Below are 26,139 nucleotides of genomic sequence, written 5' to 3'. Positions count from 1 at the left end.
AGTGCCACCGCCGCCAGCACGATCGCTGCGGTCGCGTTGCGCAGCAGCTTCACGCCCGGAATACCGACTTCACCGGCTGCGACGTCACGGGATAGCCCAGCCCCTCGGGGATGCAGAGCAACTCCTCGCCATCGCGTGTCTCGACCCAGGGCGTGATCGCCTCGATCCGGTGCGCGCGTGCGTCCGCGACTGCCTCGGCGAAGTTTGCGAATTGCGCCAGCCGCTCGAGGTTGCGCCGCGTCGGATAGATGATTCGCGCCTCACCCCGATCTGCCATGTCGAGCACGTCCCGAGCAGTCGCCCAGAACATCCGGACATTCTCATTGCCATCCACAACCGCCGCATCGCCGGCCCCTTCGGGCAGCCGCGCCAAATAGAAGCGTGTGTCGAACACCTTGTGCGATACGTCGCCCGGCGGCAGCCACCGCGCGAAGGGGACCAGCATATCGAGGTCGAGGTCGAGCCCCATCAGCACCTCACCCACCGGCGTTCCACCATAGAGATCCGCACGCGCCGCCTCGCTGTCAGCAAGGCCGGACACCCCGATCGCAAGCCCGGCTTCCTCGATCGTTTCGCGAATCGCCGCAATGCGCGCAGCCACATCGTCGGGGTCCCCGCGGTGCAGCGCCGCCAGCGCATGATCGCCCGGATCGACCCGCCCGCCCGGAAACACCAGCGCCCCGCCGGCAAAGCGCATCGCCGCTGACCTCTCTACGATCAGCAACTCGGGCGCGTCTTCGTCACGCTCGCGCATCACGATCAGCGTCGCGGCTGGGATCGGCTGAGGAGGAGAAACCGTCATAGTCGGCGGGTTTACGGACCGGTGCCACGAATGGGAAGGCGGTCTAGAGCAGCCGTTGCTGCACCGCGCCTACCTCCTTCGGTGCGCTGCGAAACGCCGCGTTGGGATCGACCAGCGGGATGTCGGGCCGCCGCCCGCAGAACAGCTCGTCTACCGTCAGGATCTGCATCCGTGCATAGCTGCGCCCGGTCGCCTCGGAGTGGAAGCGGCCCACAGCCGCCGCCTCCCGCAGCATCGGCGCGGAGGGTGACGATCGGCTGACGATCACTCCGATCGGCGCCTTCTCCCGCTCCATCACCGAATGAAGATCGCGCACCACCTTCACGCCGACATGTTCGCCGCCCTTCACCGACACCAGCGCCTTCGCCGTCCGCTGCCGCTCGGGCTTGAAGTAGATGATGCCGTCGATTCCGCCGTCCGGCCCCTTCTTGCGTCCCGCAAAGGGCACCGCATCGATCATCGACACCGCCCACCACTGGAACTGATAGGGGTCGCGCCGCGCCAGATCCTCGGCCGAAGCGCGGTCGCGCGGTGTTCCCTCGACATTCAGCGCAATCCCAGGAAACGCCGCCTTCATCCGCCGCTCGATCAGGCTGATCGCGAGGTGAGTCACATCAATCCCCGCCCAGCGCCGACCCAGCTTCTGCGCGGCATGCACCGCCGTTCCGCAGCCGCAGAACGGGTCGAGCACCAGATCGCCTTCGTTCGACGAGGCGGCAATGATCCGCTCGAGCAGCGCGATCGGCTTCTGCGTGGGATAGCCCAGCCGCTCCTGCGCCTGTGAGTTGATCGCGGGGATATCGGCCCACAGTGCCTGCACCGGGACCCCGCGCGCCTCATCCAGATAACGTTTCAGCCTTATGCCGCCGCCATTCCGCGTGAAGTGCAATCGCCCCTCCAGATCGAGGCGCTCCATCGTCTCGAACGGCATCCGCCAAAAGGAATGCACGCCCTTGTACTCATAGTGATAACCACCACCCGACAGCCCCTTGGCGGTCAGATTGTCGTCCATCCAAAGCCGGCCGTCAGGATCGCGGTTGCGGAAGCGTGCCTCATAATCGCGGTCATAGGGCGCGAATTGCGGGTTCCACACGGGCTTCGCGCCCTTCGAATAGAAGAGGATGATGTCGCTGTTGCGGCCATAACGCCCGCCATCGCTGTGCGCCGAGGTGCGCTTCCACGTAATCTCGTTGCGGAACCGGTCGGCACCGAACACCCCGTCGGCGAGCAGCTTGAGGTAGTGGCTCGCAGTCGGATCGCAGTGAAGATAGAGGCTGCCCGTCGGCTTAAGCACGCGGTGCAGCTCGATCAGCCGGATCGCCATCATCGCGAGATAGGCCATCATGTCATTCTCGCCGAGGAATCCGCGCATCGCGTTGAGCAGGTCGAACGCGCGGGTACAGCCGCTCTGCATCGCCTGATCGAAGGCGTCCTCGGCGCTGTCGTTCCAGTGCCAGCTATCCTCGAATGCCTCGACCTGAGCATCCGCCTCGGCTCCCGTCGGGGATCGGAACAGGATGTTGTAGTTGGCGTTCGAGTTGAACGGCGGATCGAGGTAGATCAGGTCGACGCTGTCGTCCGCGAAATGCCCGCGCAGCACATTCAGATTGTCACCATAGAACAAATGATTCGCGAGCCGCATCTGACGCTCCCACCGCGTGGCGCTGCGGTGGAACGCTAGACGATCATTTCGGGAACGTGGGTGGATCTGCATCCGTTCCGGAGCCATTGGCGAACGACATGGCTCTACCGCCCGGTTGCGCAGTTCCGCAGGCGTCGACTGATCGATTTTGGCATCGCTCAGCGCGCGCTCAATCGCCAGTCACAAAAAAGCATCATGATATGAATTGGTTACAAACCAAAGCGCATACTCCACCCCAGACCCGTCTCACTCGAAACAACCGGAACCATCGGCTCGATCTGGGCCACGGCACTGGCCAAAGAGGAGGACGAGTTCCGGCATTGCCGCTAGAGCTGGGGGATGTCGCGGCTGATCTTGTTCAACAAACCCTATGGCGTGCTCTGCCAGTTTACCGACGCGCGCAATCCGACGCCGCGCCCGACCCTGTCGGACTTCATCGAGATGCCGGGCGTCTATCCCGCCGGCCGCCTCGATCTCGACAGCGAGGGGTTGCTGCTCCTCACCGATGATGGACGGTTGCAGGCGCGGATCGCGGACCCGCGGTTCAAGACCCCCAAAACCTATCTCGTGCAGGTCGAGGGCGATCCGGACGAGATCGCATTGGAAGCGCTGCGCCGCGGAGTCCGTCTCAAGGATGGCATGACCCTGGCCGCCGAGGTCGAGCGGATCGATCCGCCGCAACTCTGGCCGCGCGATCCGCCCGTGCGCTTCCGCAAGACCGTGCCCGATTGCTGGCTGCGCCTGACGATCCGCGAAGGGCGGAACCGCCAGGTGCGTCGGATGACCGCAACGGTCGGTCATCCGACGCTGCGCCTGATACGCTGGCGCATTGGCGATTGGACGCTCGACGGTCTGGCGCCCGGCAGCTGGCGGGAAACCACCAGCTGAACGGGCGCCGTTCCGCACATCAGAACCAGGCGCGCACCCCGATCACGAGGTTGGTCGACGATGCGTCGCTCCCGCCAGCGCGGGCATAGTCGGCAGTGCGGCCGAACTTCGTTTCATGGACGACGCCCACATAGGGGGCGAACTCGCGCGCGATCTCATAACGCAGGCGCAGACCGAATTCGGCGCCCGTCAGCCCCGATCCGATGCCGAGTTCAGGCATATCCTGCGCCGACAGGTCGAACTCGACCTTGGGCTGAAGGATCAGGCGCTGCGTCAGCCGCTGGTCATATTCGCCTGCGACACTGGCCGTCACCTCACCCTTGTTCGACAGATAGAGGTATCCGCTGACTTCGAACCAATAGGGCGCCAGCCCCTCGACCCCGATCACGGCATGGGTACGATCGGGACCGGCACCGACGTCCTGACGGATACCGGCCTGAAGGTTGAAATAGGGATCGATCGCGCGGCTGTAGAGCGCGGTCAGTTCAGCGCCTTCCATCGCCTCGCCGAATTCGCCTTCGCCTTCAGCCTTGAAGACGAAGCGGTTGATGTCGCCGCCATACCAGACGCTGCCCTCAAACTTATAGCCTTCATGGCCCTTGGCGATCTTGACCTCGGCAAGGTCGAGCATGACCTGGTTAAAGGTACCGCCACCATGCTCGCGGCGAAGCATGTCGCGTGCAGGCTGCATGTCGTCCTTGCCCCACACGCGATCGGCATAGTTCGCTGACACAGGGCGCGGCGCGGGCGCATCACCGGCGGGCAGGCTGGTTCCGACTGCTGTATCGTCGACCGCGCTGGTTTTGGGCGTGCAATGCCCCATCTTCGCATGTTCAGGGGAGCAGTCCGGGTCGGTCACCGCGGGCGGTGCCTCGGACTTGGCCTCGGGCATCGTGCAATGGCCCATTTTGGCATGCTCGGGTGTGCAGCTGCTCTGCGCCGGGGCCGCAGGCGCCGGTTCCGGCATCTTGCAATGCCCCATTGCGGCATGTTCCGGGGTACAGCCTGAGGCGGCAGGTGCGGGCTTCGGGACCGGCTGGGCGCCGTGCCCGTCATGCGCCTGCGCCAGAACGGGTGCCGCGGCAACGAGCGCGCCGAGCGTTACACCGATGGAAAGAAGCCGGTTCATGCGGCGTCCTCCCGCGGACGCACCGTCACGACCTGCATCATCCCGCCGTGCATGTGATAGAGCATGTGGCAGTGGAACGCCCAGTCGCCCACCGCATCGGCGGTGAAGTCGAAGGTTGCGGTCCCTCCCGGCTGGACGTTCACCGTATGCTTGCGTGGCGCAAAATCGCCATGCCCGGTGACCAGTTCGAAGAAATGGCCGTGGAGATGGATCGGGTGGCCCATCATCGTGTCGTTGACGAGCGTCACGCGCACGCGCTCCCCCTCCAGGAATGGGATCGGCGCCTTGACCTCCGACAGCTTTTCGCCGTCGAACGCCCACATATAGCGTTCCATATTGCCGGTCAGGTGGATGCGCATCGCCCGTTCGGGCGCGCGAATGTCGGGGTTGCGCTCGACCGCGACGAGATCGCGATAGGTCAGCACGCGATGGCCGACATCGGCCAGCCCCTGCCCCGGTTCGCCCATCCGGTCGACCGGCATCGGCGAGATCGACTGGACCGTCGGGGTCTTCTTCACCCCCGGCGCGACCGAAAAATCGCGCATCCCGTGATCCATGGCAGGCGCCGGGCTCGCCGAGGCACCGGCTTCGGGCATCGTGCAATGGCCCATCGCCGCGTGCTCGGGCGTGCATCCGCCCGCTCCACCGCCGCCGTGATCCATCCCGCCCATGCCCATGTCCTTCATGGTGGCGAGCGGACGCTTGCGCAGCGGCGGCACCACCGCAGCCATGCCCGGGCGCGGCGCGAGCGTGGCGACGGCCATGCCGGAGCGGTCGACGCTCTCGGCGACCAGCGTATAGGCGCGGTCATCGATCGGCTCGACGATCGCGTCATAGGTTTCGGCGACCGCGATCTGGAATTCGTCCACCGCGACCGGGCGGACCGGAAGACCATCGGACTGGACGATGGTGATCTTGAGTCCTGGAATGCGGACGTTGAAGGTCGTCATCGCCGACGCATTGACGAAGCGCAGCCGCACCCGCTCACCGGGCCGGAACAGCGCGGTCCAATTGTCCTGCGGTCCATGTCCGTTGATCAGGAAGCTGTAGGTCGAGCCCGTCACATCACCGACATCGGTGGGGTCCATCCGCATCCGGCCCCATTCCATGCGATCCTTGATCGACATCGGCTCGCCATCGGTCGCGGTCAGCTTTTGCTGGTTGAAGTAACCGCCCATCTGCTTGAGCTTCTGGAAGATCTTGTGCGGATGCATGAAGCTATAGTCGGACAGCACGATCACATGCTCGCGATCCGACACGATCGGGTCGGTGCCCTCGGGATCGATCACGATCGGGCCATAATGCCCCATCTGCTCCTGCAGCCCCGAATGGCTGTGGTACCAATAGGTGCCCGACTGGACGATCGGGAATTCATAGGTGAAGGTCGAACGCGGCTTGATGCCGGGAAAGCTGACGCCGGGCACACCGTCCATGTGGAACGGCAGGATCAGCCCGTGCCAGTGGATCGAGCTGTCCTCGTCCAGCGCATTCTCGACGTGCAGCCGGACCTTCTGCCCCTCGCGCAGGCGCACCAGCGGCCCCGGCACGGTGCCGTTGATCCCGATCGCGTGCCCCTGTCTGCCGTCGATCGTCACCATCTGGTGCGCGATCTTCAGCCGGATGTCCTCACCCGACACGACCGGAAGGTCGCGAACGAGGCCCGGCGAATTGGTCTGCGCCCAGGCGGGCATCCACGAAGAAAGCGCGAGCGCACCGCCGCCCATCCCTGCGCCGCGCAGCAATTGCCGCCGGTCCATTGTCGAATTCATGAGATTGTCGAAGCTCCGTTGATTACCCGGTTCTACGCAGGGTCGTCCAAAACCCCTCAAACCGAAACGCCGAAAAGCCGTCAAAAACCGCCGATATTCCCGCTGAGACTCAGCGCTCGGCGAGATGCCGTCGCGCACGATAGAGCCGCGTCTCCACCGACTTTTCGCTGATGCCAAGCATCTCAGCAACCTGCGCCTGCGGCAGCCCTTCGACCGTTCGCAGCACCAGCACTTCGCGCAGTTTCGCCGGCATCCCCGCGATCTGCCTGCGCACATCGTCCAGCTCGGCGCGATCGGAAACCTGCTGATCGACCGACACCTGATCCGCAGCGACGTCCGGCGCGTCTCCCAGCGGCAGGACGCTGCGCAGCACCGCGCGTACCCGCTCCTTGCGCCGCCAGTCGCGCGCTTTGTTGATCGCGATGCGCGCCAGCCACGTTCGCATGGGGCGATCACGGTCATAGCGTTTGAGCGCAGCATGCGCCGAAACGAACGCTTCCTGCACCAGATCGAGCGCGTCGTCGGGGTTGCCGACCAGACGCGCGGTCAAGCCGTAGAGGAACTGCTTGTGGCGGCCCACGATCAGGGCAAACGCCCGCTGATCGCCCGCGATGGAACGCGCCGCCAATTCGCCGTCGCTTTCCGCCGCCGGAAGGGTCACTGCTGTTCTTCGACCAGCGCCTTGGTCACCGCCTCGTCGAAAATCCGGGCCTGATCCTCGCGAAGCAGCGCGCGCATCGCAAGCACATGCGCCAGCGTCGCCTTCTGAAGTTCACCCATCGTCACATGCGTTGCATCGATCGCGGCTTCGACCGCGGGACCATTGCGATGCTCGGCCTGAATCGCCTCGGCAAGCCGCCGGTTGTGCGCGCGCATCGTCGCCTCCAGCGCGCGCCGGCGCACGGCAAAACTGCTCTCAAGCGCTTCCAGTTTGCGCTTCTGGTCCGCGTCGAGGTTGAGCCGGTCATGCAGCACCGCATGAATATCGACGCGCGTCTGTTGCTTCACCGGCGCAAGTGCCCGGCCAGCGAACACGCCAAGAAGTGCTGCCGCAAAGGCGATCAGCGCGACGATCAAATTTCGCCGCATCAACGCTCGCCCGAGCCGAGCAGCAACGACGAAGGCGCCAGCGGGCCCGGATCGGCGAACGTCACCGGGGTCGAAGCGACAGCCTGCCTCGACGGCACCGTCGCGCCCATCGCCCCGATCATCAGCGCGCCGACGGCAAGGCCTGCCGTCATGCGCCGGCCAGCCGCGTCCGCACGCCGCGTAACGATGGTCGCAAGCACGCGATCCTCGATCCCGTCGAGTGCCGGGTGATCGGGAAGCTGGCCCAGCGCCTGCAATTTGTCGTCGAGTTCGGCAACCATCTCATCGTCTCCGTCGGCCACAATTACGCAGCGCCGTGTCATTCCCCTCGAAATTTCGGGGGGTTGGCCGATTTGCCGCGTATCCAAGGCGAAGCCCAAGGAGTAATATATGCACATTCTCTCGAAAATCGCATTGTCGCTTGCAGCTGTCTTCTCGCTCGCCGCCCCGACCGTCGCCGCCGCCCATCCCAAACTGCTTTCGGCAACCCCCGCGGCGAATGCGCCTGCGAAGGCCGTGTCGCGGATTGTGCTCAAGTTCAGCGAGCGGCTCACCCCCAAGCTCTCGGGCGCGACGCTGACGATGACCGGGATGCCGGGCATGGCCAACCATCCCGACATGAAAATGACTGGCGTGAGCGCCGCAGTCGGCAGCGACGGCACCACGATCGTCCTGACCTCGGCGAGGCCGCTTCCTGCCGGTACCTACCGCGTCAACTGGCACGTGGTGGGTGCGGACACGCACCGGATCACGGGCACGCACAGCTTCTCCGTGAAGTGACATGATCGCATTGGCAGCAGGGGAAGGTACGGCGGTCGCGCTGCGCTTTCTCGTCTACCTTGACCTGCTGCTGGTCGCGGGATTGCTGCTCTGCGCGCGGCGGACCGTACCGGACGAAATGCCCGCCCGGTGGATCGCGGGTCTCGCTGCCACCGGAGCGGTCTTCGCGATCGCGCAGCTCCTGACGACCGCGCTCGCGATGACCGGGGGCGATGTCTCGGTGCTGGATGCGGAGATGCTGCGATTCATCGCTCTCGAGACGCCCGCAGGTTTGTCGGGCATTGCGCGCTTCGCACTGCTCGCAATGCTGGCAATTGCCGCGATCTGCACCCCGGCGGCGCGCGCGCTCCAGCTGCCGCTGGCGCTGGCGGCATTGGCGACGCTGGCCTGGACCGGACATGCCGGCGCCAGCGAAGGCGGCACCGGCACGATCCATCGCACATCGGACGTCCTTCACCTGATCGCCGCTGCGGCATGGCTGGGAACGCTGGCGCTTCTGCTGCGCGCGCTCATCGGCTCGAACATCCCAACGGAGGGTCTGGTTGCCGCACTTCACCGGTTCGCCTCGATCGGAACGCTGATCGTCGGAACCTTGATCGTCACCGGCATCGTCAACCTCTGGGCCATCACCGGACTTGCGTCGCTGCCGGAACTCGCGGCCAGCCCCTATGGCCGCGCGCTCGGCCTGAAGCTGGCGCTCTTCGCGGCGATGCTGGGCTTTGCCGCATTCAATCGCTGGCGCCTCGTGCCGCGACTGGAATCGGCGCCGCCATCTCCAGCAAAGGCGTTGCGGGCCAGCGTGGCGCTCGAAACCACACTGGCGATCGGCGTCATCGTGGCAGTCGCGCTGTTAGGAACCCTTGCGCCCGGCGCGTGACAGGCTGAAAGTCTCAGCGCTAAGAAGCGGTGATGACACATCATTCTCGCCGCATCGCCTATCTCGCCTGCAACGGGACGGTGACCACCTCCCCGACACGACGCCATGATGCATTCGAACATGATCATTCGCTCCGCATCTTTGGCCCGGCCTTCGCCGATCGGGGCTATCGCCTCGAAGAGATTGCATGGGACGCGGATGTCGACTGGGAACAGTTCGACGCAGCGATCATCGGCACGACCTGGGACTATGCGGCGCAGCCGGACCGTTTCCTGGCGACATTGAAGGCAATCGCCGCGCGTATCCCGCTCGCCAACCCGCCCGAGCTGATCGAATGGAACCTCTCCAAACGCTATCTCCGCGATCTCCACGCGAAGGGGGTTCCCTCCATCCCGACCCTGTGGGTCGATCGTCTCGCCGACCTTGCGCCGGACGAAATCAATGCCGGCATCGGGACCGGTCAGATGGTGATCAAGCCCGTGGTCGGCGCAGGTGGGGTAGACCAGTTCAAGGGGGCGACGGAAACCATGCCGGCGCCCGATCATCCCCTCTGGCATCAAGGCGTGATGATCCAGCCCTTCATGGCCAGCATCGGCGAAGAAGGCGAACTCAGCCTCCTCTTCTTCGACGGGATCTTCAGCCATGCCGTGCGCAAGACCCCGGCGCGCGCCGACTATCGCGTTCAGTCGGTCTTTGACGGCAAGGAGCACGCATTCACCCCGAACGCGAGCGATCTGGCGAGCGCGCAAGCCGTGATCGACGCGCTCCCCGCTCCGGCACTCTACGCGCGGGTCGATCTGATACGGCGGCCCGATGGCGTACTTGCGGTCATGGAGTGCGAACTCATCGAACCCTATCTCTATCCGCAGTTCGACAGCAGCGAGGGCCGGAACCTTGCGGTGGCGGTCGAAGGCTGGCTCGAACGCATCGGCTGATCGCTCAATCCCGAGCGATATTGCGCACCAGCACCCCGCGGAACTGCAACGCCTGGAAGAACGTCTGGGGGCTGGCAAAACCCGCACGAGCGAGAATCTCGGCGAACCGCGCTGACCCGACCGGATGGAACAGCCGCTCCATGCGTTCGATCATCGACGATGCACCCTCGGCGTCGAGCCCGGCAAGCTGCGCCCAACGCGACAGCAATACCGGCATCGCCGCTTCATTGGCGGGCACGAACAATTCGGCGGTCACCAGCGGCGCGCCGGCTTTGAGCCGCTGCGCGATCACCGTAAAGAAATGCGCCTTCTCCCCGGTGTCGGGCAGGAAATGAGAGACCAGCAGACTGACTGCGCCGTCGAAACGATGATCGTCCGGCGGAAGATCGTCGATCGTACCGACAAGCCAGCTGACGCGACCCGCAGCATCGGCATCGAGCCGGCGTATCGCCTGATCGAGCATCGCCTCGGACGGATCGATCGCGGCAAAGCGCCAGCGCGGATTGAGGATGGCGAGACGCGCAAGCTCCGCCCCCGTCCCCGCGCCGACGACAAGCAGATTTGCTTCCGGCGGCAGCAACTCGGTCAGAATCGCTGCTGACACCTCCTGCAGCGCGACATAGCCCGGCACTCGCCTGACGATGTCGCCGTCATAGCTGCCGGCTTCGCGCCCCTTGAACTTATCCACTCGATGCCCCTGTCGTGCTCCGATGATGCCGGTGCGCCTTCTGTCAGGCCGCCACTTCAACCGGCGAATTATCGATCTTGTAACCCGCCTGCTCGATTGCGGCCTTGATGCGATCGATGTCGGCATTGGAATCGATCGCGACCGTCTTGGCCCTCAGATCGCCCTCGACCCCGGCCTGCGGATCGACGCTGTGCACTGCGGCGGTGATGGCCCTGACACAGGGTGAGCAGTTCATGCCGTGAACGGTCAGTTCAATCATTCTCATTCCTCCTTCCGGATATCGGAACGCGGAATGTCGGGTTTTACACCGTGATAAGGTCAAGCCCGTCCGGCGAAAATTCGCAGCCTTGACCCTAACATGATGTCAGGGTCCATATGGGTCGTCGACTCACATTCAGAGGAGATGAATCATGGACGCTCAACTGCTGCGTCGCTCCGAACCCGACGACGACCGGACGCTGGATATGCCCATCGCGGGCATGACCTGCGCTTCCTGTGTCGGGCGTATCGAACGCGCGATCGGGCAAGTGCCGGGCGTCGTCGATGTCACGGTCAACCTCGCAACCGATCGTGCGAAGATACGGTTCGAGGACGGCCGGGAAGATGCGGCTGCCGTGGCGGAAGCCGTGCGCGCGGCGGGCTATACGCCGCTGTCCGAAGCCATCGAGTTGTCGATCGAAGGCATGACCTGCGCTTCCTGCGTCGGCCGGGTCGAAAAGGCGTTGCGCGCCGTCCCCGGCGTGCTTGGCGCCGAGGTCAACCTCGCGACCGAAACCGCACGCGTCGAGGCGCCGGCGGGCATCAGCCCGGCCATGCTCATCGCGGCCGTTTCCGGCGCTGGCTACACGGCAAGCCTCCGTGCCGCGCAGGAGCCCGATCAGCTCGCGGCGGACGAGGCTCGTTTCGCACAGGCGAGCTCGCGTGAGCTGTACCACGTCCTCATCGCCACGGCGCTGTCGCTGCCGCTCGTCGTGCCGATGCTGCTGGCGCCGTTTGGCGTGGCCCTGGCAGTACCCGGATGGCTCCAGCTGCTGCTCGCTACCCCGGTCCAGTTCTGGCTGGGGGCGCGCTTCTATCGTGCCGGCTGGAAGGCGGTGAAGGCGCGGTCGGGCAATATGGACCTGCTCGTCGCGATCGGCACCAGCGCCGCCTATGGCCTCAGCATCTATCAGTTGCTGGTGCCGCCGGCGCATCATGGCGGCGAAGCCGTGCATTATTATTTCGAGGCCGGGGCCGTCGTCATCACGCTGGTGCTGCTCGGCAAATGGCTCGAAGGCCGCGCGAAGCGGCAGACGGGCGCGGCGATCCGTGCGCTGATGGCGCTCAGACCGGATACCGCGCGGGTCGTCGCGACAGGCGGTGAGGAGGTCGAGGTTCCGGTCGCGCAGGTCCGCGTCGGCGACATCGTCCGGATCCGCCCCGGCGAGCGCATCCCGGTCGATGGCCGTCTGGTCCGGGGCGAGACCAGCGTCGATGAATCGATGCTCACCGGCGAAAGCCTGCCCGTCGCCAAGGCCGAAGGCGACCGCGCGACCGGTGGCGCGATCAATGGCGAGGGTCTGATCGACGTCGAGACGCTCGCTGTCGGCGCTGAGACCACCCTCGCACGCATCGTTCGCCTCGTCGAAAGCGCGCAGGGGGCCAAGGCGCCGATCCAGCGGCTGGTCGACAAGGTGAGCGCAGTATTTGTGCCGATCGTGCTGGCGATCGCCGCGCTGACCTTTGCCGGCTGGCTCGCCGCGGGCGCGAGTGTCGAGGTCGCGATCCTCAATGCCGTCGCAGTTCTGGTCATCGCCTGCCCCTGTGCGCTCGGCCTCGCCACCCCGACCGCGATCATGGCCGGCACCGGCGTTGCCGCGCGCGCGGGCGTTTTGATCAAGGATGCCGAAGCCCTCGAGATCGCGCATCGCATCGATACCGTTGCCTTCGATAAGACCGGTACACTGACCGAAGGCAAACCATCCCTCGTCGCCGCCCTCCCCCTCTCCGGCTCTGGCGAAGCTGAACTGATCGAACTCGCCGCCAGCCTGCAGCAGGGCAGCGAGCATCCCCTGGCACGCGCCGTGATGACGACTGCCGCCGAGCAGGACCTGCGTCCACGCGAGACGAGCCTGATCCGCGCCTTACCCGGGCGCGGCATCGCCGGCCATGTCGATGGCCAGCGCTTCATTCTCGGCAATGCGCGCCTTCTGGGCGAGGAAGGCATCGACCTCGCTCCATTCGCCGCTCAGGCGCAGAGGTTCGAGCAGGATGGCAGGTCGGTTTCCTGGCTGGCGCGGACAACGCCCTCCCAAGCGGTGCTTGGGCTGCTCGCCTTCGGCGACGCGGCCAAAGCCTCGGCCAAAGACGCCATCGCGACGCTGCACGCCCAGGGCATCCGCAGCGTGATGATCACCGGCGACAATCGCGGCAGCGCGATGGCAGCCGCCGAACAGCTGGGCATCGACGAGGTGATCGCCAACGTCTTGCCTGAAGGCAAGGCCGACGCCGTCGCAAAGCTCAAGGGTAATAAGGCGACCATTGCGATGGTCGGCGACGGGGTCAACGACGCGCCTGCGCTCGCCGCCGCCGATGTCGGTATCGCCATGTCGACCGGAACCGATGTCGCGATGCATGCCGCGGGCATCACCCTGATGCGCGGCGATCCCCGCCTCGTCGCCGATGCTATCGACATTTCGCGGCGGACCTATTCCAAGATTCGTCAGGGGCTGTTCTGGGCGTTCGTCTACAACATTGTCGGCATCCCGCTTGCCGCGCTCGGCCTGCTGAGCCCGGTGGTCGCGGGCGGCGCAATGGCGCTGTCGAGCGTCAGCGTCGTGGCCAATGCGCTAACGCTTCGGCGCTGGCGCCCGCGCGCCTCTTGAGCAAGGATTGTCCTATGAAAATCGGAGAGGCATCGAAACGGTCCGGCGTGAGCCAGCGAATGATCCGCCATTACGAAGGGCTGGAGCTGATCCCCAAGGCTGCACGCCGCGAGTCGGGCTATCGCGACTATGACGAGAGCGATGTCCACACGCTGCGCTTCATCCGCCGCGCCCGCGACCTCGGCTTTCCGATAGAGGAGATCCGGCAGCTCGTCGCCCTATGGCACGACCGCAGCCGCTCGAGCGCCGACGTCAAGGCACTGGCGCTCGCTCGCGCCGCTGAACTCGACCGCAAGGCGCGCGAACTTGATGAGATGCGGCACGCCCTCACGCATCTCGCCGCGACCTGTCAGGGCGACGACCGGCCGGACTGCCCGATCATCAAGCGACTCGAACGGCCCAACGGATAGGATGCCCCTCCCCCGCGCAGGCGGTCGATGCTGTTGCTCGGTGGCGACGCAAATCGAGTGACCGCACCCCGACTCCGGTGATAATATCCCCCTGACCGAAGCCAAGAGCTGCCAATGTGAAGCCGGGCTTCCTGGTCGGGGGGATGGAATGGTCGCCATGAACAGGGTTCGGTGGAACGGTGCTGTAGTCATCGCCGCGGCCGTCGGCGTGCCGGTTATTCTTCTGGTCATGACGTTCCTGGTGAACCGCGGTTTTGAGGAAACGGCCAGACTTCGCCGCGAAGTCGAGCGTTCGTACGAAACGCGTGCTGCGCTCGAGCACGTCCTCGCGCTCCATCAGGATATCGAGTCGGGGCAGCGCGGCTATCTGATCACCGGCGATGAGTCGTTTCTGCGGCCCTATCGCGACGCGAGCCGCAACGTCGATCAGGCATTGGTCTCGCTCGGCGAGGCGACCCCGGGTGTCGGCGACGCCGAACGTTTGGCCACGCTCAAGGCAACCTCCGACGCAAAACGCCGCTTCGTTGACCGGACGCTCGCACTACAGGCGCAAGGCAAGGTCGAATCGGCGCTGCAACTGGTCCGCGACGGTGAGGGCCAGCAGCTGATGGAGCGGCTACGGGCTCAGATCGCCGAGCTTTCCCGTATTGAACGGACACGGCTCGCCGCTCGCACTGCCGCGGTAGGGCATGCGCGCAGCCAGTTGCGGACACAAACAATCGTGTTGCAGTTGAGCCTGATCCTGCTGCTTGCCTTCGCCGCATGGCTCGCCGCGCGCAGCAACGCCGCACGGCAGCGCGCGCTCGACCGTGCCGAAGATCTCGCGGCGCGGCAGGAGACCATCTTCGATAGCGCCAAGGACGGGATGATCGTGATCAATCCCAGCGGGAGCATCGAAAGCCTCAACCCCGCGGCCGCGGCGATGTTCGGTCATGATCCCGACGCACTCCTCCGCCGCGATATCGGCGTGTTGTTCGAAGTCGCGCCCGACCGCGGCCGGGTCGAGAGCTTCCTGCGCCGGCTCGGTGCCAATCGTCGCGAGACCTATGGGCAGGTTCAGGAATTTGTCGGCCGCCGGGTCGATATGAGCACTTTTCCGGTGGAAGTTACGATCGGCCCGGTCCGCCTTGTTGAGACCACGCTGTTCCTTGCGGTGATTCGCGACATCAGCGAGCGGCGTGAGATAGAGCGGATGAAGAACGAGTTCGTGGCTACGGTGGGTCACGAACTGCGGACGCCGCTCACGTCAATCGCCGGATCACTCGGCCTGATCGAGGGTGGTGCAGCAGGGGATCTTCCGCCCAAGGCTGCTCGTCTGGTCGAGATCGCGCATAGCAATGCGACGCGGCTTGTACGGCTCATCAACGACATCCTCGACATCGAGAAGATCGAGGCCGGCAGGATGCAATTCGATATCCGGCCACTGGAGCTCACACCGCTTCTCCAACGGGCCGCGCAGCAAAGCGCGGGCTTCGCCGCCGAATATGAGGTCGAGATCGATCTTGCTCCGGTGCCCGCCGGTGCCGGCGTGCTCGCCGACGAAGACCGGCTGATGCAAGTCCTGACCAACCTGCTTTCGAACGCGATCAAATTCTCGCCCCCCGGCGGTTTCGTCTCCCTGAGTGTCGCCCCGCTCGACCGCCGATACCGGATCAGCATCGAGGATCGCGGCAGCGGGATTCCCGACAGCTTCCGCGGTCGCATCTTCGGCAAGTTCGCGCAGGCTGACGGTTCCGACACTCGTCAGAAGGGCGGAACCGGTCTGGGTCTCAGCATCGTGCGGGAGATCGTACTGCAGCTGGGCGGTTCGATCAGCTTCGATTCGACTGAGGGGCAAGGCACGGTGTTCCATGTCGATCTGCCCGCGGCAGCCCTGATCGAATCCGGCACCGTCGCATCGGCATCCGGAGCGAAGGCATCGGACGCGGACGTGCCAATTGCCCTGCCCGTCATCCTCCATGTCGACGATGATCCCGACATGTTGCACGTGCTCGCCAATGCGTTCGAAGGCAAGGCACGGCTCCACTCGACCCCCAGCATCGGCGACGCCCGCGCAATCCTGCAACGCGAACAGATCGATGCGGCGATCCTGGATATAGGGCTACTCGATGGGCGCGGTACCGATCTCGTGCGGCCGTTGCGTGCGCATCGTTCGGATCTCCCGATCCTTGTCTTCACGGCGCAGGAAGCAGACCAGTTCCAGATGGTCGGCGTCGATCTGGTGCTGGTTAAGTCGCGCGCCAGCCTCGACCAGCTGGTTGGCGAGACGATGCGGCGGATCGATCAGCTGGCGAGGCAGGGCCGGTGACGCGCATCCTCTACATCGACGATGAAGCCGACATCCGCGAAGTGGCGCAAATGTCGCTCGAGCTCGATCCGGAGTTCGAGGTACGCAGCTGCGGGTCGGGTCCGGACGGTATTGCCGAAGCCGCAGCGTGGCGCCCTGCCCTCATTCTGCTCGACGTGATGATGCCTGGCATGGACGGGCCGACGACGTTTGCCCGGCTCCGGGAGCAGCCGGAGACCGCAGATATCCCCGTGGTATTCATCACTGCCCGAACTCAGACAGGTGAGGTCGAAGGCTTCCGCGAACTGGGTGTCCGGGGCGTGCTCGCCAAGCCGTTCGACCCGATGACCCTGGCGGACGCGGTGCGTGGCTTGCTCGATGGCTGAGTTAGAGATCCGGATGGAGGCGCTGCGCCAACGCTTCGCCGCCCGCACCCGCGGTGATGCGAAGTTGATCATCGCCTATGCGAAGGTCGACGATCGAAACACGCTGCGAGACCTGTGTCATGCGATTGCTGGCACCGCGGGCATGTTCGGCTTCAGCGCGCTTGGTGAGGCGGCCAGCACCGTCGAAGACGCAATCGACGCGCACGCAGCCGATACGGTGCTCGAATCTCTGGTAACGCGGCTGCTCGCGGAAATTGCGCGACTGCCTCCGGGACCCTGAAGGCGCGCCCGCCCGTCGTGGGAAAGCCGCCCCTTCCTGTCGCCTCGTGTGAAACTCCGGCTGGCTTCCGGGCAAGCCAGCCGGAGCCGGGGCGGCTCCCTCGGCGGAAGGGAGCGCGCCCGACCAGACAGCGTTAGAACCTGGCCTTGATCGACGCGTAGAAGGAGCGCCCGATCACGTCATAGGTTGCAGCATCGGTCGTCAGCGGCGAGGCACTGATGAAGGGCGGGACCTTGTCGGTGAGATTGCTGACCCCGAAGCCCAGGCTGAACCTCTTGTCGATGTCGAAGTCCGCATTGAGGTCGAAATAATTATAGGCCGGAACCCCTGGGGTCGTCGAAGCGGCGCTGGCGAGGCGATCCGAGTGAATCATTGGCGAGATATGCCGCCACAGAAGGGACAGGCTGAACCCGTCGTTCGAGTAGGTCACACGCGTGTTGATCTTCCACTTGGGGTGGGAAATCCCGCCTCCGACCCCGCCAAAGCCCGCGCTTCCGGCATAGTTGAAGGTCGGTGATCCCAGTAGCCCGGCCACCTTGTAGGTGTGAAGATAGGACGCTGTCACATTGAACTCGAGCGCGCCGGCGGAGGGCGACATGCCGATCGCATCGAGGCCGAAGCCCCAGTTGAACTGGGTATCGATCCCGGCGACGGTGTAGGTGGCGAAGTTGAACAGCCCCTGCTGGCCCAGCGAAATCTGTCCGGTCAGGGGGTCGCGCGAGATCCGCTGGCAATACGCATTGCTCTGCGAGAAACCCGGATTGCTCGCGCCGTCGGAGTTGAAGCAGCGCGGCAGGATATCGGACAGCAGCAGCGATCCGATCGCATCCTTGATCTTGATGCTGTAATAGTCGACCGACAGGCTGAGCTTCTGGAACAGCGGGCTGCTGAAACGCGGCGTCAACACTCCGCCAAAGGAATAGGTGGTGGCGCGTTCGGGGGTCAGATTGGGGTTACTCCCGTCCTGACCGGGAACGGTCGAGATGCCGTAGGTGTAGGTCGGAAAGATCGCGGCCGGGATGCCCTGCGCGAGGCAGAGCGCCTGCACCTGGCTTGAACTCCCGCCGGTGCGATAGATGCTGCCGACGGCACAAGGGTCGCCCGCATTCGGCCCGGTCCCGATCGGCAACTGGGCGACTGATGTCGGACCGAACAGATTACCCAGGCTAGGCGCGCGGATCGCGACCGAGTAGCTGCCGCGCAGGAATATGGGTTCGAACGGCCGCCAGGTCAGGTCTGCCTTATAGGTGTGCTGACCGCCGAAGAGGCTGTAGTCCGAGAAGCGATAGCCCGCATTGGCGGTCAGCTCCTGAAAGAAGGGCGTGTCCTTCAGGATGGGTACGAGCAGTTCGCCGAAGACCTCGCTGACTTTCTGCGTACCCGACGCCGCGCTCACAAACCCGTAGGAGATCGAGTCGTTGGTGCGCAGCGTCGAGTCCGGGCGATAGTTGAACGATGTCTCGCGATAGTCTGCACCGACCGCGAAGCTAAGGTCACCGGCCGGCAGCGCGAAGAGCGGACCCTGAACCGTCGCTTCGACGATCGTCTGCGACTGATCGTTGATGTTGCGGTTGGTGCGGCCGGCATACTCAAGGCAGCCGGGGCTCAGTTGATCGAGGCCGAGCGGATTCCACGCATAGCCCCGGCAGGTTCCGGCGGGCCCGCTGTAATTGGCGGTGCCATTCAGAATGGTTGTGACTGCCGCGAGGCTGATGTCGCCCGTCATCTCGTTGACGAACTGTGATTTGCCGTACGATCCGTAGAGGTTCCACGCGAGCGCGGTTCCCGGAATCTGGCCCTTCAGCCCGAAGACCGCCTGCCACACGCTGTTGTCGAAGGACGAGACGCGGTTGCCGAGCGTGGACAGCAGCTTTGTGACGACGATGTTGCCCGTCGGCGTCGGTGAGATCGAACCGAGGATCGCGCGGAGATCGGCATTGCCGGCGATGAAGGGATTATTCTGCGGTACGATCAGCGGGCTGGCCGGCTTCGAAGATCCCGGACCGGTCCGGCTGAACGCCTCGGAATGCATATAGCCGAATTGCGCATAGGCGGTGATGTCGGGGCTGAGTTCATAGGATAGCCGCCCGAACGCGTTGTACCGCTTCAACGGAACCTGGACGGCGAAATACTGGCCGAGCGCGACCTGAACCTGGCGGCAGTTCGGGCTGATGTTGAGGCCGATCGTGCCACGATTAAGGCCACGGTAGTTCTGGACGCAGTTCGTGCCCGCCAGATTGGTAAAGATCGTGCCGTCCGCGTTGACGCCGATGGCGCCGTTATAGGCGCCGCTGCCCGAAATCGGCGTAGTACCCGGATAGCGGGCCAGAACCGCGTTGACCGCCGCAACGGTCGGCGCCCCGCCGCCATAATTGCCGGCTGCGATGATCCCCTCGGGCGGACGGGCGAGCTGGCGGATATTTGCGAAGAAGGGTCGGTCGCTGCCCATGACGGCGTCGCGTTCTGCATATTCAAGGCCGAAGAGGAATTGTCCGCGATTCTCGGCGAAATTGGCACCGAACGCTGCACTCAGGCTGGTCGTGCCGCCATCGCCCTCGTCGGTGATGCCTTTCTTTGCCGAAAGCTCCAGCCCCTTCAGGTTGGTCCGCAGCTTGAAGTTGGCGACGCCCGCCACCGCGTCCGATCCATAGGTCGCCGACGCGCCGCCGGTGATCACTTCGACCGAGCCGATCAGCGACGACGGAATGGTGTTGAGATCGATTGCGCCATCGGGGCTGGACGGCATCATGCGCCGCCCGTCGAGCAGCACCAGCGAACGGTTGGGGCCGAGACCGCGCAGATCGCTATAGGCCTGGCCGCCGCCAAAGCCGATCGTCCCCTGGGTATCGCCGACTTCGGCCGCACCCTGTGCACCGGAGAATTGCGGAAGCTGGCCGATGGCCTTGTCGAGCGAAGGCTGCCCCGTCGCAGCAAGCTCGTCCACGCCGACGGTTGAAATCGGACTCGACGATTTCGCGTCGCGGCGCGAGATCAGCGATCCGGTCACGACGATCTCGGCATCTCCGGTCGATGCGTCGGCGCCGCTTTCATTCGCTTGCCGGGCATTGGCCGGGCTCGCCGAAAGGCAGATCAGGCCAGCCATGCAACCCGAGACCATCGCGTTTGCGAAACGGCTGACCGAAAGCGGCGGATGCGTGGGTTCCGCTGTCATGGCGATGGCCATGGATCCGACGCTGGATTGAGAATACACCCACTGGTTCCGGGCGTGCAGGTTGCTTGCCATATGTCCTCCCCTGATCAGACTTTGCCGACCGGTCATTGCGGGCCCGATTCTTCGCGCCTCTTGCGCTACACTATGATCGCAAGCTGTCACGAAGCTGTCGTCGTTCCGACAGCATAGGAAACGCTATAGATCATTGTTTTTCATTCTGTTTTTCCCGCCAACCAGATTGCCACGCGCGATCCCAGCGACAGGGCAAGCAGAAATCTGACGGCTTGGAGCGACATGACGAGCGAGGTGTCGCTGTGCGTCGAAACTGCCATGATCGCGATCGAATCAAGTCCGCCGGGACTGGTTGCCAGATAGGCGGTGACGGGATCGATCCCGAGCTGCCAGACCAGCACGCCACCCAGCATCGCGCAGAAGGCGACGAGCGTCAGCGATGACAGGATGATCCAGGGCAGACTGCGCGCGGCACTCACCATCGCGGCGCGGCTGAACGTCAGGCCGATGCGCCAGCCGATAAAGGCATAGGCCGCAGCAAGCAGCGGCGCCGGTGTGACCAGCACGATATCCGTCGACCAGCTGAGTGCGGTGCCGATGACGATCGCCCCGATCATCGGCCCGGCAGGGATGCGAAGCGCGAGACCGAGCGCCACGCCGCCAATGGCGACCAGCAGTGTTGTTCCGAGCGCAGCAGGCTCGACGGGTTCCCAGAAAGCCGCACCTGCCGGTACCACCTGGTCTCCGCCAAGGAACGTCAGCAGAATCGACGCGACCGCGACGACGACCAGCACCCGCATATAGGTGATCACGGCAACCAGCCGGGTATCGGCGCCATGGGCATCGGCCAAGATCACCATCGGCGCTGCGCCGCCCGGGGCTGCGCCCCAGATCGCGGCGTTGCCGGGCACGGCGCCTGACCGCATCAGGACATAACCGAGCGCGAAGCTCGCCGCGAAGATGAGCAGGGTCACGCCGGCGAAGATCGGCCAGTCCCTTGCCAGTAGCGCGAACAGCCCCGGTTCGAAATGGCGCCCGATCAGACATCCGATCACCGCCTGCGAGGCAAGGAAGCAGGGGCGCGGGACGGCCACCGCCAAGCCGCGTGCGGCGAGCAGGATTCCGGCGAGCATCGGACCGAGCAACAGGGCCGCCGGGACGCCGATCCGCGCCAGCACCCAGGTCAGGATCACCGACAGCCCGGCCAGGATCAGCCAGCGGATCAGCCGGGAGCGCCAGGCAGGTTGGCCCGGCGGCGTATCGGCCGCCGTGCTATCCAACCGAAGCGACAAAGGGAAAGGCGCCGGTCAGGATCGCCGCGAGAAAGAACACGGCGCACGAACCCAGCGCCCATTTGAGCGTGAAGCGCTGGTGCTCGCCGAGTTCGATCCCGACAAAGCCCACGAGCAGGAAGGTCGAGGCGACGAGCGGGCTCAGCAAATGCACCTGCTGCCCTACCAACGAGGCGCGGCCCATCTCGACATGGCTGATCCCGTAATGCGCGCCGGTCTCCGCCAGGATCGGCACGATGCCGTAATAGAAGGCGTCATTGGAAATGAAGAACGTGAAGGGCGCGCTCAGCGCCGCCGTGATCGGCGCCAGATAGGGCCCCATGCTGTCGGGCACCGCATGGGTCACGGTTGCGGCCATCGCCTCGACCATCTTGGTGCCCGACAGGATGCCGGTGAAGATGCCGGCCGCAAAGACCAGCCCGCCGACCGCGAGCGCGTTGCCCGAATGCGCCGCCAGCCGTTCGCGCTGCGCATCGAGCGAAGGGAAATTGACCATCATCGCGACCGCGAAAGCGAGCATGAACAGGACGGCAAGCGGCATCACGCCCATCACGAGCAGGGCGAGCAGCCCGAGCGTCAGAGCGAGGTTGAACCAGAAGAGCCGCGGCTGGCGCGCCTCGGCATGGCTTTCGGCGTCTGCGGCGATGATTTCGGTCCCCGTCGCATCCTCGTCGATCGCTTCGGGCGGCAGCTTCGCCAGCCGCTCGCGCTCCTTCAGCCCGAAACGATAGGCGACAAAGACCACCCACGCCGCCGTCGCGACCATCGAAGGGATCAGTGGCAGGAAGATATCGCTGACATCGACATGCAGCGCGCTCGCGACGCGGGCGGTAGGGCCTCCCCACGGGAGTACGTTCATCACGCCGCCTGCCATGATCACGATGCAGGCGAGCATCCGCATGTCCATCTTCATGTGACGATAAACGGGCAGCATCGCCGCGGTGGTGATCATGTACGCCGTCGCACCGTCGCCATCGAGCGAGACGGTCAGCGCCAGCAGCGCGGTGCCGACCATGATCCGGACCGGGTCTCCATGCACGACGCGGACGATCGCCCGGATCAGCGGATCGAATACGCCGACATCGATCATCAACCCGAAATAGAGGATCGCGAACACCAGCATGACCCCGGTCGGGGCCAGTTGCTTCACGCCATCCATCATCATCGTGCCGAGGTCGGTCTGATACGCCCCGAACAACAACAGGCCGACCAGGGCAAAGGAGACAGGGACGACGATCAGCGCAACGATCGCCGAAAGGCGTTTGGTCATGATCAGCGTCATGAAGACGCCGACCATCGCGAAGGCGTAGAGAGACAGCATCGCCGGGATCAGTCGCGCTGCGACGTGTCTGGAGCCGAGACCGTGTCCCGTTTGTACGAACCGACTGGCGATGCCGCCCATGCGCCGGTGCCGCTATCCCGATGGATACCCACAAACCTCTCCCTGGTACGGTTCCCGTTTCGGAACCTGCACCCGGCCTAGCTCACGGACCTTTCACCAAGCTGTCAGCGTCGGATGGGAAAATGATCGCCACCTCCAGGCCGCGTCCGCCAGGACCGTCGCCCAACTGAAGGTCGACACCGAGCGTCTCCGCAATTGAGCGTGCGATCGACAGCCCCAATCCGCTGCCGTCATGCTCGCCGCGCGGGTTGAGGCGAGTGAAGCGCGCGAAGACGGCCTCGCGATCCTCCGGCGCGATGCCGGGGCCATCGTCCTCCACCCGGATCGCAGCAGGCTCGCTGGTAACGATCACCGTCACCTGCCCGCCCGGCCGGTTGTAGCGAATTGCGTTGTCGACGATGTTCGCAAGCAGTTCCGTCAGCAATGCATCATTGCTGCGGACGCCTGCCGGTTCCGGCGAGGTCTCCAGCCGCAGGGCAACACCCTTTGCGTCCGCAGCCACTTCGTGATTGTCGATGGCCCGAACCGCCAACCGGTTGAGGTCGACTCGCTTATGGACCAGCCGCGCGGGATGCGCGCTGTCCGCTCGCGCCAACGACAGTAACTGGTTAAGCAAATGGCTGAGTCGGCGGCCGGCATTGCCGATATCCTCGATCGATTCCTTCGCCTCGTCGCTGCCTGGCTTCGCGCGCTTGAGCACCGCCGCATGGGTGCGAAGGATCGACAAAGGCGTGCGCATCTGGTGCGATGCGTCGGCGGTGAACCGGCGAATGCCGGCAAAGCCGCTGTCCAGCCGAGCGAGCATAGTGTTGAACGCGCTGACCAGATCGCCAAGCTCGCCGGGCACACCCTCGGTCGACAGCGGCGTCAGGTCCTCGACGCCGCGCCGGTCCATCTCGTCGCGAAGCTGCTTGAGCGGAACAAGGCCGCGGCGCACCGCGATCGGCATCAGCATCGCCGCCGTTACGATCAGCGCGAGTTCCAGGATCGCTAGTCCGATCAGCAAGCCGCGCGCCATGCGCTTGCGGGCATCCAGCGTTTCGGCAACCTGGACGATCACCGGCCCATCGACTTGCGGGACGGTCCTGCTCACGGCCACGATACGAACGTCATGTCCCAGATAGTGGCCATCGGCGAAGGTAAACTCCTCCCGTCGTGTCGGGTCCAGACTGATCTGCGGCAAGTCGGAATAGCCGGTCAGAATCTCCTGCCCGCGCCGAACGCTGTAGTAGACATTGTCACGCGCGTTGGTCTCGAGCATGCCGAACACCGCGGGAGAGAGGTCCATCGTGATCTCGCCATCGTCGCTGGCCAGCGAATCGGCGATGCCGCGTGACGCCGCGCTCAGGATGCGGTCGTTGACCGCGCCGACCGTGCTCGTGATGGTGAAGGATCCCACGACGCCGAGCACCAGCGCCAGCACCGCCACCGGAAGCACCAGCCATCCCAGCATCCGGCCCGTCAGGGACCCTGCCTGCGGCAGGCCGATCTTCAACGCGGATCGATCACATAGCCGAGGCCGCGGATCGTCCGGATCGCCGGGCCGTCGGGCTCGAGCTTGCGGCGAAGGCGCGCGACATAGACCTCGATCGCGTTCGGCGACACCGGCTCATCATAGCCGAACACCTCCGCGCTCAGCCTTTCCTTCTGCACCACCTTGCCCACTTGTGCCGCCAGGCGTTCAAGGACGGCCCATTCGCGGCGGCGCAGGTCGAGCATCCGTCCGTCGACCGCAGCGATCCGGCGCGCGGAATCGATGGTCAGCCGGCCGATCGACAGCAAGGGCGACGCCTCCCCCGCCGCCCGCCGCAACAGCGCGCGGACACGCGCCTCCAGTTCCCCGGTATCGAACGGTTTCAGCAGATAGTCGTCGGCGCCGAGATCGAGCCCGGCGATGCGATCCTCGATCGCGTCGCGCGCGGTCAGGACCAGCACTGGCACCTTGGACTCGCTGCGCCGGATTGCGTTCAGCACCTCAAGGCCCGAAATATCGGGCAGACCGATGTCGAGCACAACCAGTGCGTAAGGCTCGTCATGGACGACCATCATCGCGGTTTCGCCATCCTCTGCGACATCGACCGAATGGCCTGCGCCCCGCAGCAACGCGGCAACGCCGCGCGCGAGCGGCGGATCGTCTTCGACTAGCAATATCCTCGCCATTGCCTGAACCTGACGAAACCTGCCATTCTGGTCCACAGCAGATTTTGAAGGGAGAGCGATGTGCGAAGGGCAATGCCCCGATGAGGTCGCGCGCGATGATCTGCGGTCTGGTCTTGCTGACCGGGATTCTCGGGCTGGCGAGCGGCTGTCTGCCCCGCGCCGATCGCAGCGGGGAAGTACCCGACGGCTACGCCGCATCCTATGCGACTCTGATCGAGGACGGCACCAGCGAAGGCCATCTGATCATCTGGTCGACCACCGACCGCAATGTGATGGGCGATCTTCTGACCGCATTCGAAACCGCCTACCCCGGCATACGCGTCGAATATCTCGACCTGTCCGCACTCGAAATCCGCGACCGTTTTCTGGTGGCGGTAAAGGCCGGGCGGCCGAGCGCCGACCTGCTGCTGTCGTCATCGATGGACATGCAGATCAAGCTCGTGAACGACGGCTACGCCCAATCCTACGACTCGCCCGAACGAGAACACCTGCCCAACTGGGCGAACTGGAAGAATCAGGCGTGGGGAACGACAGCCGAGCCGGTTGCCATCGTCTACAACAAGGCATTGTTGCCCCCCGCGCGCGCGCCGCGCAACCACATGGACTTCGTCCGGCTACTCGAGCGGCGCGACCCCGGCCTGCGCGGGCGCATCGCAACCTACGACCCAAGCATATCGTCGGTGGGTTATCTCTGCGTGTCTCAGGACAATGTCATCAGCGGTCATGTCTGGCAGATGGCGCATGGCCTTGGCGCCAATCGGGCAAGGTTGTTCCCGACCAGCGAGGACGTGATTCAGGACGTATCGAGCGGACGATCAATCATCGGCTATAATGCCCTTGGATCCTATGCCCTGGACGAGGCGCAACGAAATCCCAATCTGGGGGTCGTCTTCCCGACCGACTATACGCTGGTCATGTCGCGGATCGCGATGATTCCCGTGGCATCCCGCCATCCCAACGCTGCTCGGCTGTTCCTCGACTTTCTCTTGTCGGCCAGGGGACAATCCTTGCTGGCGCACCATTCCATGCCGTCGGTCCGCAGCGACGTCGCGCTCCCCGCCGGGCTGCGCGACTCCAAATCACCCATGCGCGCCATTCGCGTGGGACCGGAATTGCTCATTGCGCAGGACAAGCTGACGCGCGCCCGCTTTCTGAAGCGATGGAACCGTGAACTCGCTGCAGGAGCGACGTCTGTCGAGGAGCCGCCTGGTTCCTCCGCAGGCGTCTCGATCGAACAACAACGCGCCGCCGCAACAAGAACGCGTTGACCGCCGC

At 64.8% G+C, this 26,139-nt stretch carries 24 protein-coding genes; 10 read left to right on the top strand and 14 right to left on the bottom strand.

Translation table 11 applies throughout. The annotated features are described in order from the left end of the window. Window positions 1-49 precede the first annotated feature (49 nt). Window positions 50-802: an NUDIX hydrolase gene (locus AC07NK_RS10570; RefSeq protein ID WP_495170550.1), complete on the bottom strand. Its 753-nt coding sequence runs from the start codon at window positions 800-802 to the stop codon at window positions 50-52. A 43-nt stretch (window positions 803-845) separates the two neighbouring features. Further along, on the bottom strand, window positions 846-2,444 hold the full coding sequence (locus tag AC07NK_RS10565) for a DNA methyltransferase (protein ID WP_495170549.1): 1,599 nt from the start codon (window positions 2,442-2,444) through the stop codon (window positions 846-848). A 339-nt stretch (window positions 2,445-2,783) separates the two neighbouring features. On the opposite strand from AC07NK_RS10565, the gene AC07NK_RS10560 reads away from it, so the two are divergent. After that, complete coding sequence (locus AC07NK_RS10560; RefSeq protein ID WP_495170548.1) at window positions 2,784-3,332, top strand: pseudouridine synthase; 549 nt, start codon at window positions 2,784-2,786, stop codon at window positions 3,330-3,332. A gap of 19 nt (window positions 3,333-3,351) precedes the next feature. On the opposite strand, the gene AC07NK_RS10555 is transcribed toward AC07NK_RS10560, so the two are convergent. From AC07NK_RS10555 to AC07NK_RS10535, 5 genes are all read right to left on the bottom strand, one after another. Next, window positions 3,352-4,461 carry a copper resistance protein B gene (locus AC07NK_RS10555; RefSeq protein ID WP_495170547.1) on the bottom strand — a complete coding sequence of 370 codons (1,110 nt, stop codon included), beginning with the start codon at window positions 4,459-4,461 and terminating at the stop codon, window positions 3,352-3,354. Next, on the bottom strand, window positions 4,458-6,230 hold the full coding sequence (locus AC07NK_RS10550) for a copper resistance system multicopper oxidase (protein ID WP_495170546.1): 1,773 nt from the start codon (window positions 6,228-6,230) through the stop codon (window positions 4,458-4,460). Before AC07NK_RS10550 ends, AC07NK_RS10555 begins: the two co-directional genes overlap by 4 nt. A gap of 109 nt (window positions 6,231-6,339) precedes the next feature. Next, on the bottom strand, window positions 6,340-6,891 hold the full coding sequence (locus AC07NK_RS10545; RefSeq protein ID WP_495170545.1) for an RNA polymerase sigma factor: 552 nt from the start codon (window positions 6,889-6,891) through the stop codon (window positions 6,340-6,342). Then, window positions 6,888-7,319, bottom strand: a complete 432-nt coding sequence (locus tag AC07NK_RS10540) for a periplasmic heavy metal sensor (RefSeq protein ID WP_495170544.1) — start codon at window positions 7,317-7,319, stop codon at window positions 6,888-6,890. Before AC07NK_RS10540 ends, AC07NK_RS10545 begins: the two co-directional genes overlap by 4 nt. Continuing rightward, the gene (locus AC07NK_RS10535) at window positions 7,319-7,600 is read right to left on the bottom strand and encodes a hypothetical protein (protein WP_495170543.1); all 282 of its coding nucleotides are present in this window, start codon (window positions 7,598-7,600) and stop codon (window positions 7,319-7,321) included. Before AC07NK_RS10535 ends, AC07NK_RS10540 begins: the two co-directional genes overlap by 1 nt. A 109-nt stretch (window positions 7,601-7,709) precedes the next feature. On the opposite strand from AC07NK_RS10535, the gene copC reads away from it, so the two are divergent. Genes copC through AC07NK_RS10520 form a run of 3 tightly spaced genes read left to right on the top strand, consistent with a single transcriptional unit; the run spans window position 7,710 to window position 9,911 of the window. After that, window positions 7,710-8,099 carry a copper homeostasis periplasmic binding protein CopC gene (copC, locus tag AC07NK_RS10530; RefSeq protein WP_495170542.1) on the top strand — a complete coding sequence of 130 codons (390 nt, stop codon included), beginning with the start codon at window positions 7,710-7,712 and terminating at the stop codon, window positions 8,097-8,099. Window position 8,100: 1 nt separating this feature from the next. Next, window positions 8,101-8,976, top strand: coding sequence for a copper homeostasis membrane protein CopD (gene copD, locus AC07NK_RS10525; protein ID WP_495170541.1), 876 nt, complete (start codon window positions 8,101-8,103; stop codon window positions 8,974-8,976). Window positions 8,977-9,008: 32 nt separating this feature from the next. Beyond that, the gene (locus AC07NK_RS10520) at window positions 9,009-9,911 is read left to right on the top strand and encodes an ATP-grasp domain-containing protein (RefSeq protein WP_495170540.1); all 903 of its coding nucleotides are present in this window, start codon (window positions 9,009-9,011) and stop codon (window positions 9,909-9,911) included. A gap of 4 nt (window positions 9,912-9,915) precedes the next feature. On the opposite strand, the gene AC07NK_RS10515 is transcribed toward AC07NK_RS10520, so the two are convergent. Both AC07NK_RS10515 and AC07NK_RS10510 read right to left on the bottom strand, forming a co-directional pair. Next, on the bottom strand, window positions 9,916-10,599 hold the full coding sequence (locus AC07NK_RS10515) for a class I SAM-dependent methyltransferase (RefSeq protein ID WP_495170539.1): 684 nt from the start codon (window positions 10,597-10,599) through the stop codon (window positions 9,916-9,918). 43 nt (window positions 10,600-10,642) lie between these two features. After that, a complete protein-coding gene (locus AC07NK_RS10510; RefSeq protein ID WP_495170538.1) occupies window positions 10,643-10,858 on the bottom strand; it encodes a heavy-metal-associated domain-containing protein in 216 nt (71 codons plus the stop codon). Window positions 10,859-11,009: 151 nt separating this feature from the next. Here AC07NK_RS10510 and AC07NK_RS10505 point away from each other — a divergent pair, with 151 nt between their 5' ends. The 5 genes from AC07NK_RS10505 to AC07NK_RS10485 all read left to right on the top strand — a co-directional run bounded on the left by AC07NK_RS10505 (window position 11,010) and on the right by AC07NK_RS10485 (window position 16,826). Beyond that, entirely contained in the window at window positions 11,010-13,463 is a 2,454-nt protein-coding gene (locus tag AC07NK_RS10505) for a heavy metal translocating P-type ATPase (protein ID WP_495170537.1), read from the top strand. A 14-nt stretch (window positions 13,464-13,477) separates the two neighbouring features. Beyond that, window positions 13,478-13,873: a Cu(I)-responsive transcriptional regulator gene (gene cueR / locus AC07NK_RS10500; RefSeq protein ID WP_495170536.1), complete on the top strand. Its 396-nt coding sequence runs from the start codon at window positions 13,478-13,480 to the stop codon at window positions 13,871-13,873. Between the two features lie 157 nt (window positions 13,874-14,030). Beyond that, entirely contained in the window at window positions 14,031-16,181 is a 2,151-nt protein-coding gene (locus tag AC07NK_RS10495) for a CHASE3 domain-containing protein (RefSeq protein WP_495170535.1), read from the top strand. Then, a complete protein-coding gene (locus AC07NK_RS10490; protein WP_495170534.1) occupies window positions 16,178-16,546 on the top strand; it encodes a response regulator in 369 nt (122 codons plus the stop codon). The genes AC07NK_RS10495 and AC07NK_RS10490 overlap by 4 nt, the downstream gene beginning before the upstream one ends. Before the next feature lie 13 nt (window positions 16,547-16,559). Continuing rightward, window positions 16,560-16,826, top strand: a complete 267-nt coding sequence (locus AC07NK_RS10485; protein WP_495170533.1) for an Hpt domain-containing protein — start codon at window positions 16,560-16,562, stop codon at window positions 16,824-16,826. A 133-nt stretch (window positions 16,827-16,959) separates the two neighbouring features. Here the strand turns inward: AC07NK_RS10485 and AC07NK_RS10480 are convergent, their stop codons facing one another. The 5 genes from AC07NK_RS10480 to AC07NK_RS10460 all read right to left on the bottom strand — a co-directional run bounded on the left by AC07NK_RS10480 (window position 16,960) and on the right by AC07NK_RS10460 (window position 24,864). Next, window positions 16,960-19,998 carry a TonB-dependent receptor domain-containing protein gene (locus AC07NK_RS10480; RefSeq protein WP_495170532.1) on the bottom strand — a complete coding sequence of 1,013 codons (3,039 nt, stop codon included), beginning with the start codon at window positions 19,996-19,998 and terminating at the stop codon, window positions 16,960-16,962. 212 nt (window positions 19,999-20,210) lie between these two features. Further along, window positions 20,211-21,290 (bottom strand): AbrB family transcriptional regulator, encoded by a 1,080-nt coding sequence (locus AC07NK_RS10475; protein ID WP_495170531.1) that lies wholly within the window; start codon window positions 21,288-21,290, stop codon window positions 20,211-20,213. Next, window positions 21,283-22,623: a CitMHS family transporter gene (locus AC07NK_RS10470; RefSeq protein WP_495170530.1), complete on the bottom strand. Its 1,341-nt coding sequence runs from the start codon at window positions 22,621-22,623 to the stop codon at window positions 21,283-21,285. The genes AC07NK_RS10475 and AC07NK_RS10470 overlap by 8 nt, the downstream gene beginning before the upstream one ends. Window positions 22,624-22,786: 163 nt before the next feature. Next, window positions 22,787-24,199, bottom strand: coding sequence for a sensor histidine kinase (locus AC07NK_RS10465; RefSeq protein ID WP_495170529.1), 1,413 nt, complete (start codon window positions 24,197-24,199; stop codon window positions 22,787-22,789). Beyond that, entirely contained in the window at window positions 24,196-24,864 is a 669-nt protein-coding gene (locus tag AC07NK_RS10460) for a response regulator transcription factor (protein WP_495171003.1), read from the bottom strand. Before AC07NK_RS10460 ends, AC07NK_RS10465 begins: the two co-directional genes overlap by 4 nt. An 80-nt stretch (window positions 24,865-24,944) precedes the next feature. Between AC07NK_RS10460 and AC07NK_RS10455 the strand changes: the two genes are divergently transcribed. Beyond that, a complete protein-coding gene (locus AC07NK_RS10455) occupies window positions 24,945-26,132 on the top strand; it encodes an ABC transporter substrate-binding protein (RefSeq protein ID WP_495170528.1) in 1,188 nt (395 codons plus the stop codon). The last annotated feature ends 7 nt before the right edge of the window (window positions 26,133-26,139 follow it).

It is taken from the genome of Sphingomonas sp. GW821-FHT09B04 (assembly GCF_059418285.1).
Note: the sequence above shows the minus strand (reverse complement) of the source record. Positions and strands in the feature narration are given on the sequence as shown.

Excerpts from the sequence above, each read along its gene's own strand:
- AC07NK_RS10570 (WP_495170550.1), bottom strand. The coding sequence starts at position 802 with ATGACGGTTTCTCCTCCTCAGCCGATCCCAGCCGCGACGCTGATCGTG.
- AC07NK_RS10565 (WP_495170549.1), bottom strand. The coding sequence starts at position 2,444 with ATGCGGCTCGCGAATCATTTGTTCTATGGTGACAATCTGAATGTGCTG.
- AC07NK_RS10560 (WP_495170548.1), top strand. The coding sequence starts at position 2,784 with ATGTCGCGGCTGATCTTGTTCAACAAACCCTATGGCGTGCTCTGCCAG.
- AC07NK_RS10555 (WP_495170547.1), bottom strand. The coding sequence starts at position 4,461 with ATGAACCGGCTTCTTTCCATCGGTGTAACGCTCGGCGCGCTCGTTGCC.
- AC07NK_RS10550 (WP_495170546.1), bottom strand. The coding sequence starts at position 6,230 with ATGAATTCGACAATGGACCGGCGGCAATTGCTGCGCGGCGCAGGGATG.
- AC07NK_RS10540 (WP_495170544.1), bottom strand. The coding sequence starts at position 7,319 with ATGCGGCGAAATTTGATCGTCGCGCTGATCGCCTTTGCGGCAGCACTT.
- AC07NK_RS10535 (WP_495170543.1), bottom strand. The coding sequence starts at position 7,600 with ATGGTTGCCGAACTCGACGACAAATTGCAGGCGCTGGGCCAGCTTCCC.
- copC (WP_495170542.1), top strand. The coding sequence starts at position 7,710 with ATGCACATTCTCTCGAAAATCGCATTGTCGCTTGCAGCTGTCTTCTCG.
- copD (WP_495170541.1), top strand. The coding sequence starts at position 8,101 with ATGATCGCATTGGCAGCAGGGGAAGGTACGGCGGTCGCGCTGCGCTTT.
- AC07NK_RS10520 (WP_495170540.1), top strand. The coding sequence starts at position 9,009 with ATGACACATCATTCTCGCCGCATCGCCTATCTCGCCTGCAACGGGACG.
- AC07NK_RS10510 (WP_495170538.1), bottom strand. The coding sequence starts at position 10,858 with ATGATTGAACTGACCGTTCACGGCATGAACTGCTCACCCTGTGTCAGG.
- AC07NK_RS10505 (WP_495170537.1), top strand. The coding sequence starts at position 11,010 with ATGGACGCTCAACTGCTGCGTCGCTCCGAACCCGACGACGACCGGACG.
- cueR (WP_495170536.1), top strand. The coding sequence starts at position 13,478 with ATGAAAATCGGAGAGGCATCGAAACGGTCCGGCGTGAGCCAGCGAATG.
- AC07NK_RS10495 (WP_495170535.1), top strand. The coding sequence starts at position 14,031 with ATGAACAGGGTTCGGTGGAACGGTGCTGTAGTCATCGCCGCGGCCGTC.
- AC07NK_RS10485 (WP_495170533.1), top strand. The coding sequence starts at position 16,560 with ATGGAGGCGCTGCGCCAACGCTTCGCCGCCCGCACCCGCGGTGATGCG.
- AC07NK_RS10480 (WP_495170532.1), bottom strand. The coding sequence starts at position 19,998 with ATGACAGCGGAACCCACGCATCCGCCGCTTTCGGTCAGCCGTTTCGCA.
- AC07NK_RS10470 (WP_495170530.1), bottom strand. The coding sequence starts at position 22,623 with ATGCTGTCTCTCTACGCCTTCGCGATGGTCGGCGTCTTCATGACGCTG.
- AC07NK_RS10460 (WP_495171003.1), bottom strand. The coding sequence starts at position 24,864 with ATGGCGAGGATATTGCTAGTCGAAGACGATCCGCCGCTCGCGCGCGGC.
- AC07NK_RS10455 (WP_495170528.1), top strand. The coding sequence starts at position 24,945 with ATGAGGTCGCGCGCGATGATCTGCGGTCTGGTCTTGCTGACCGGGATT.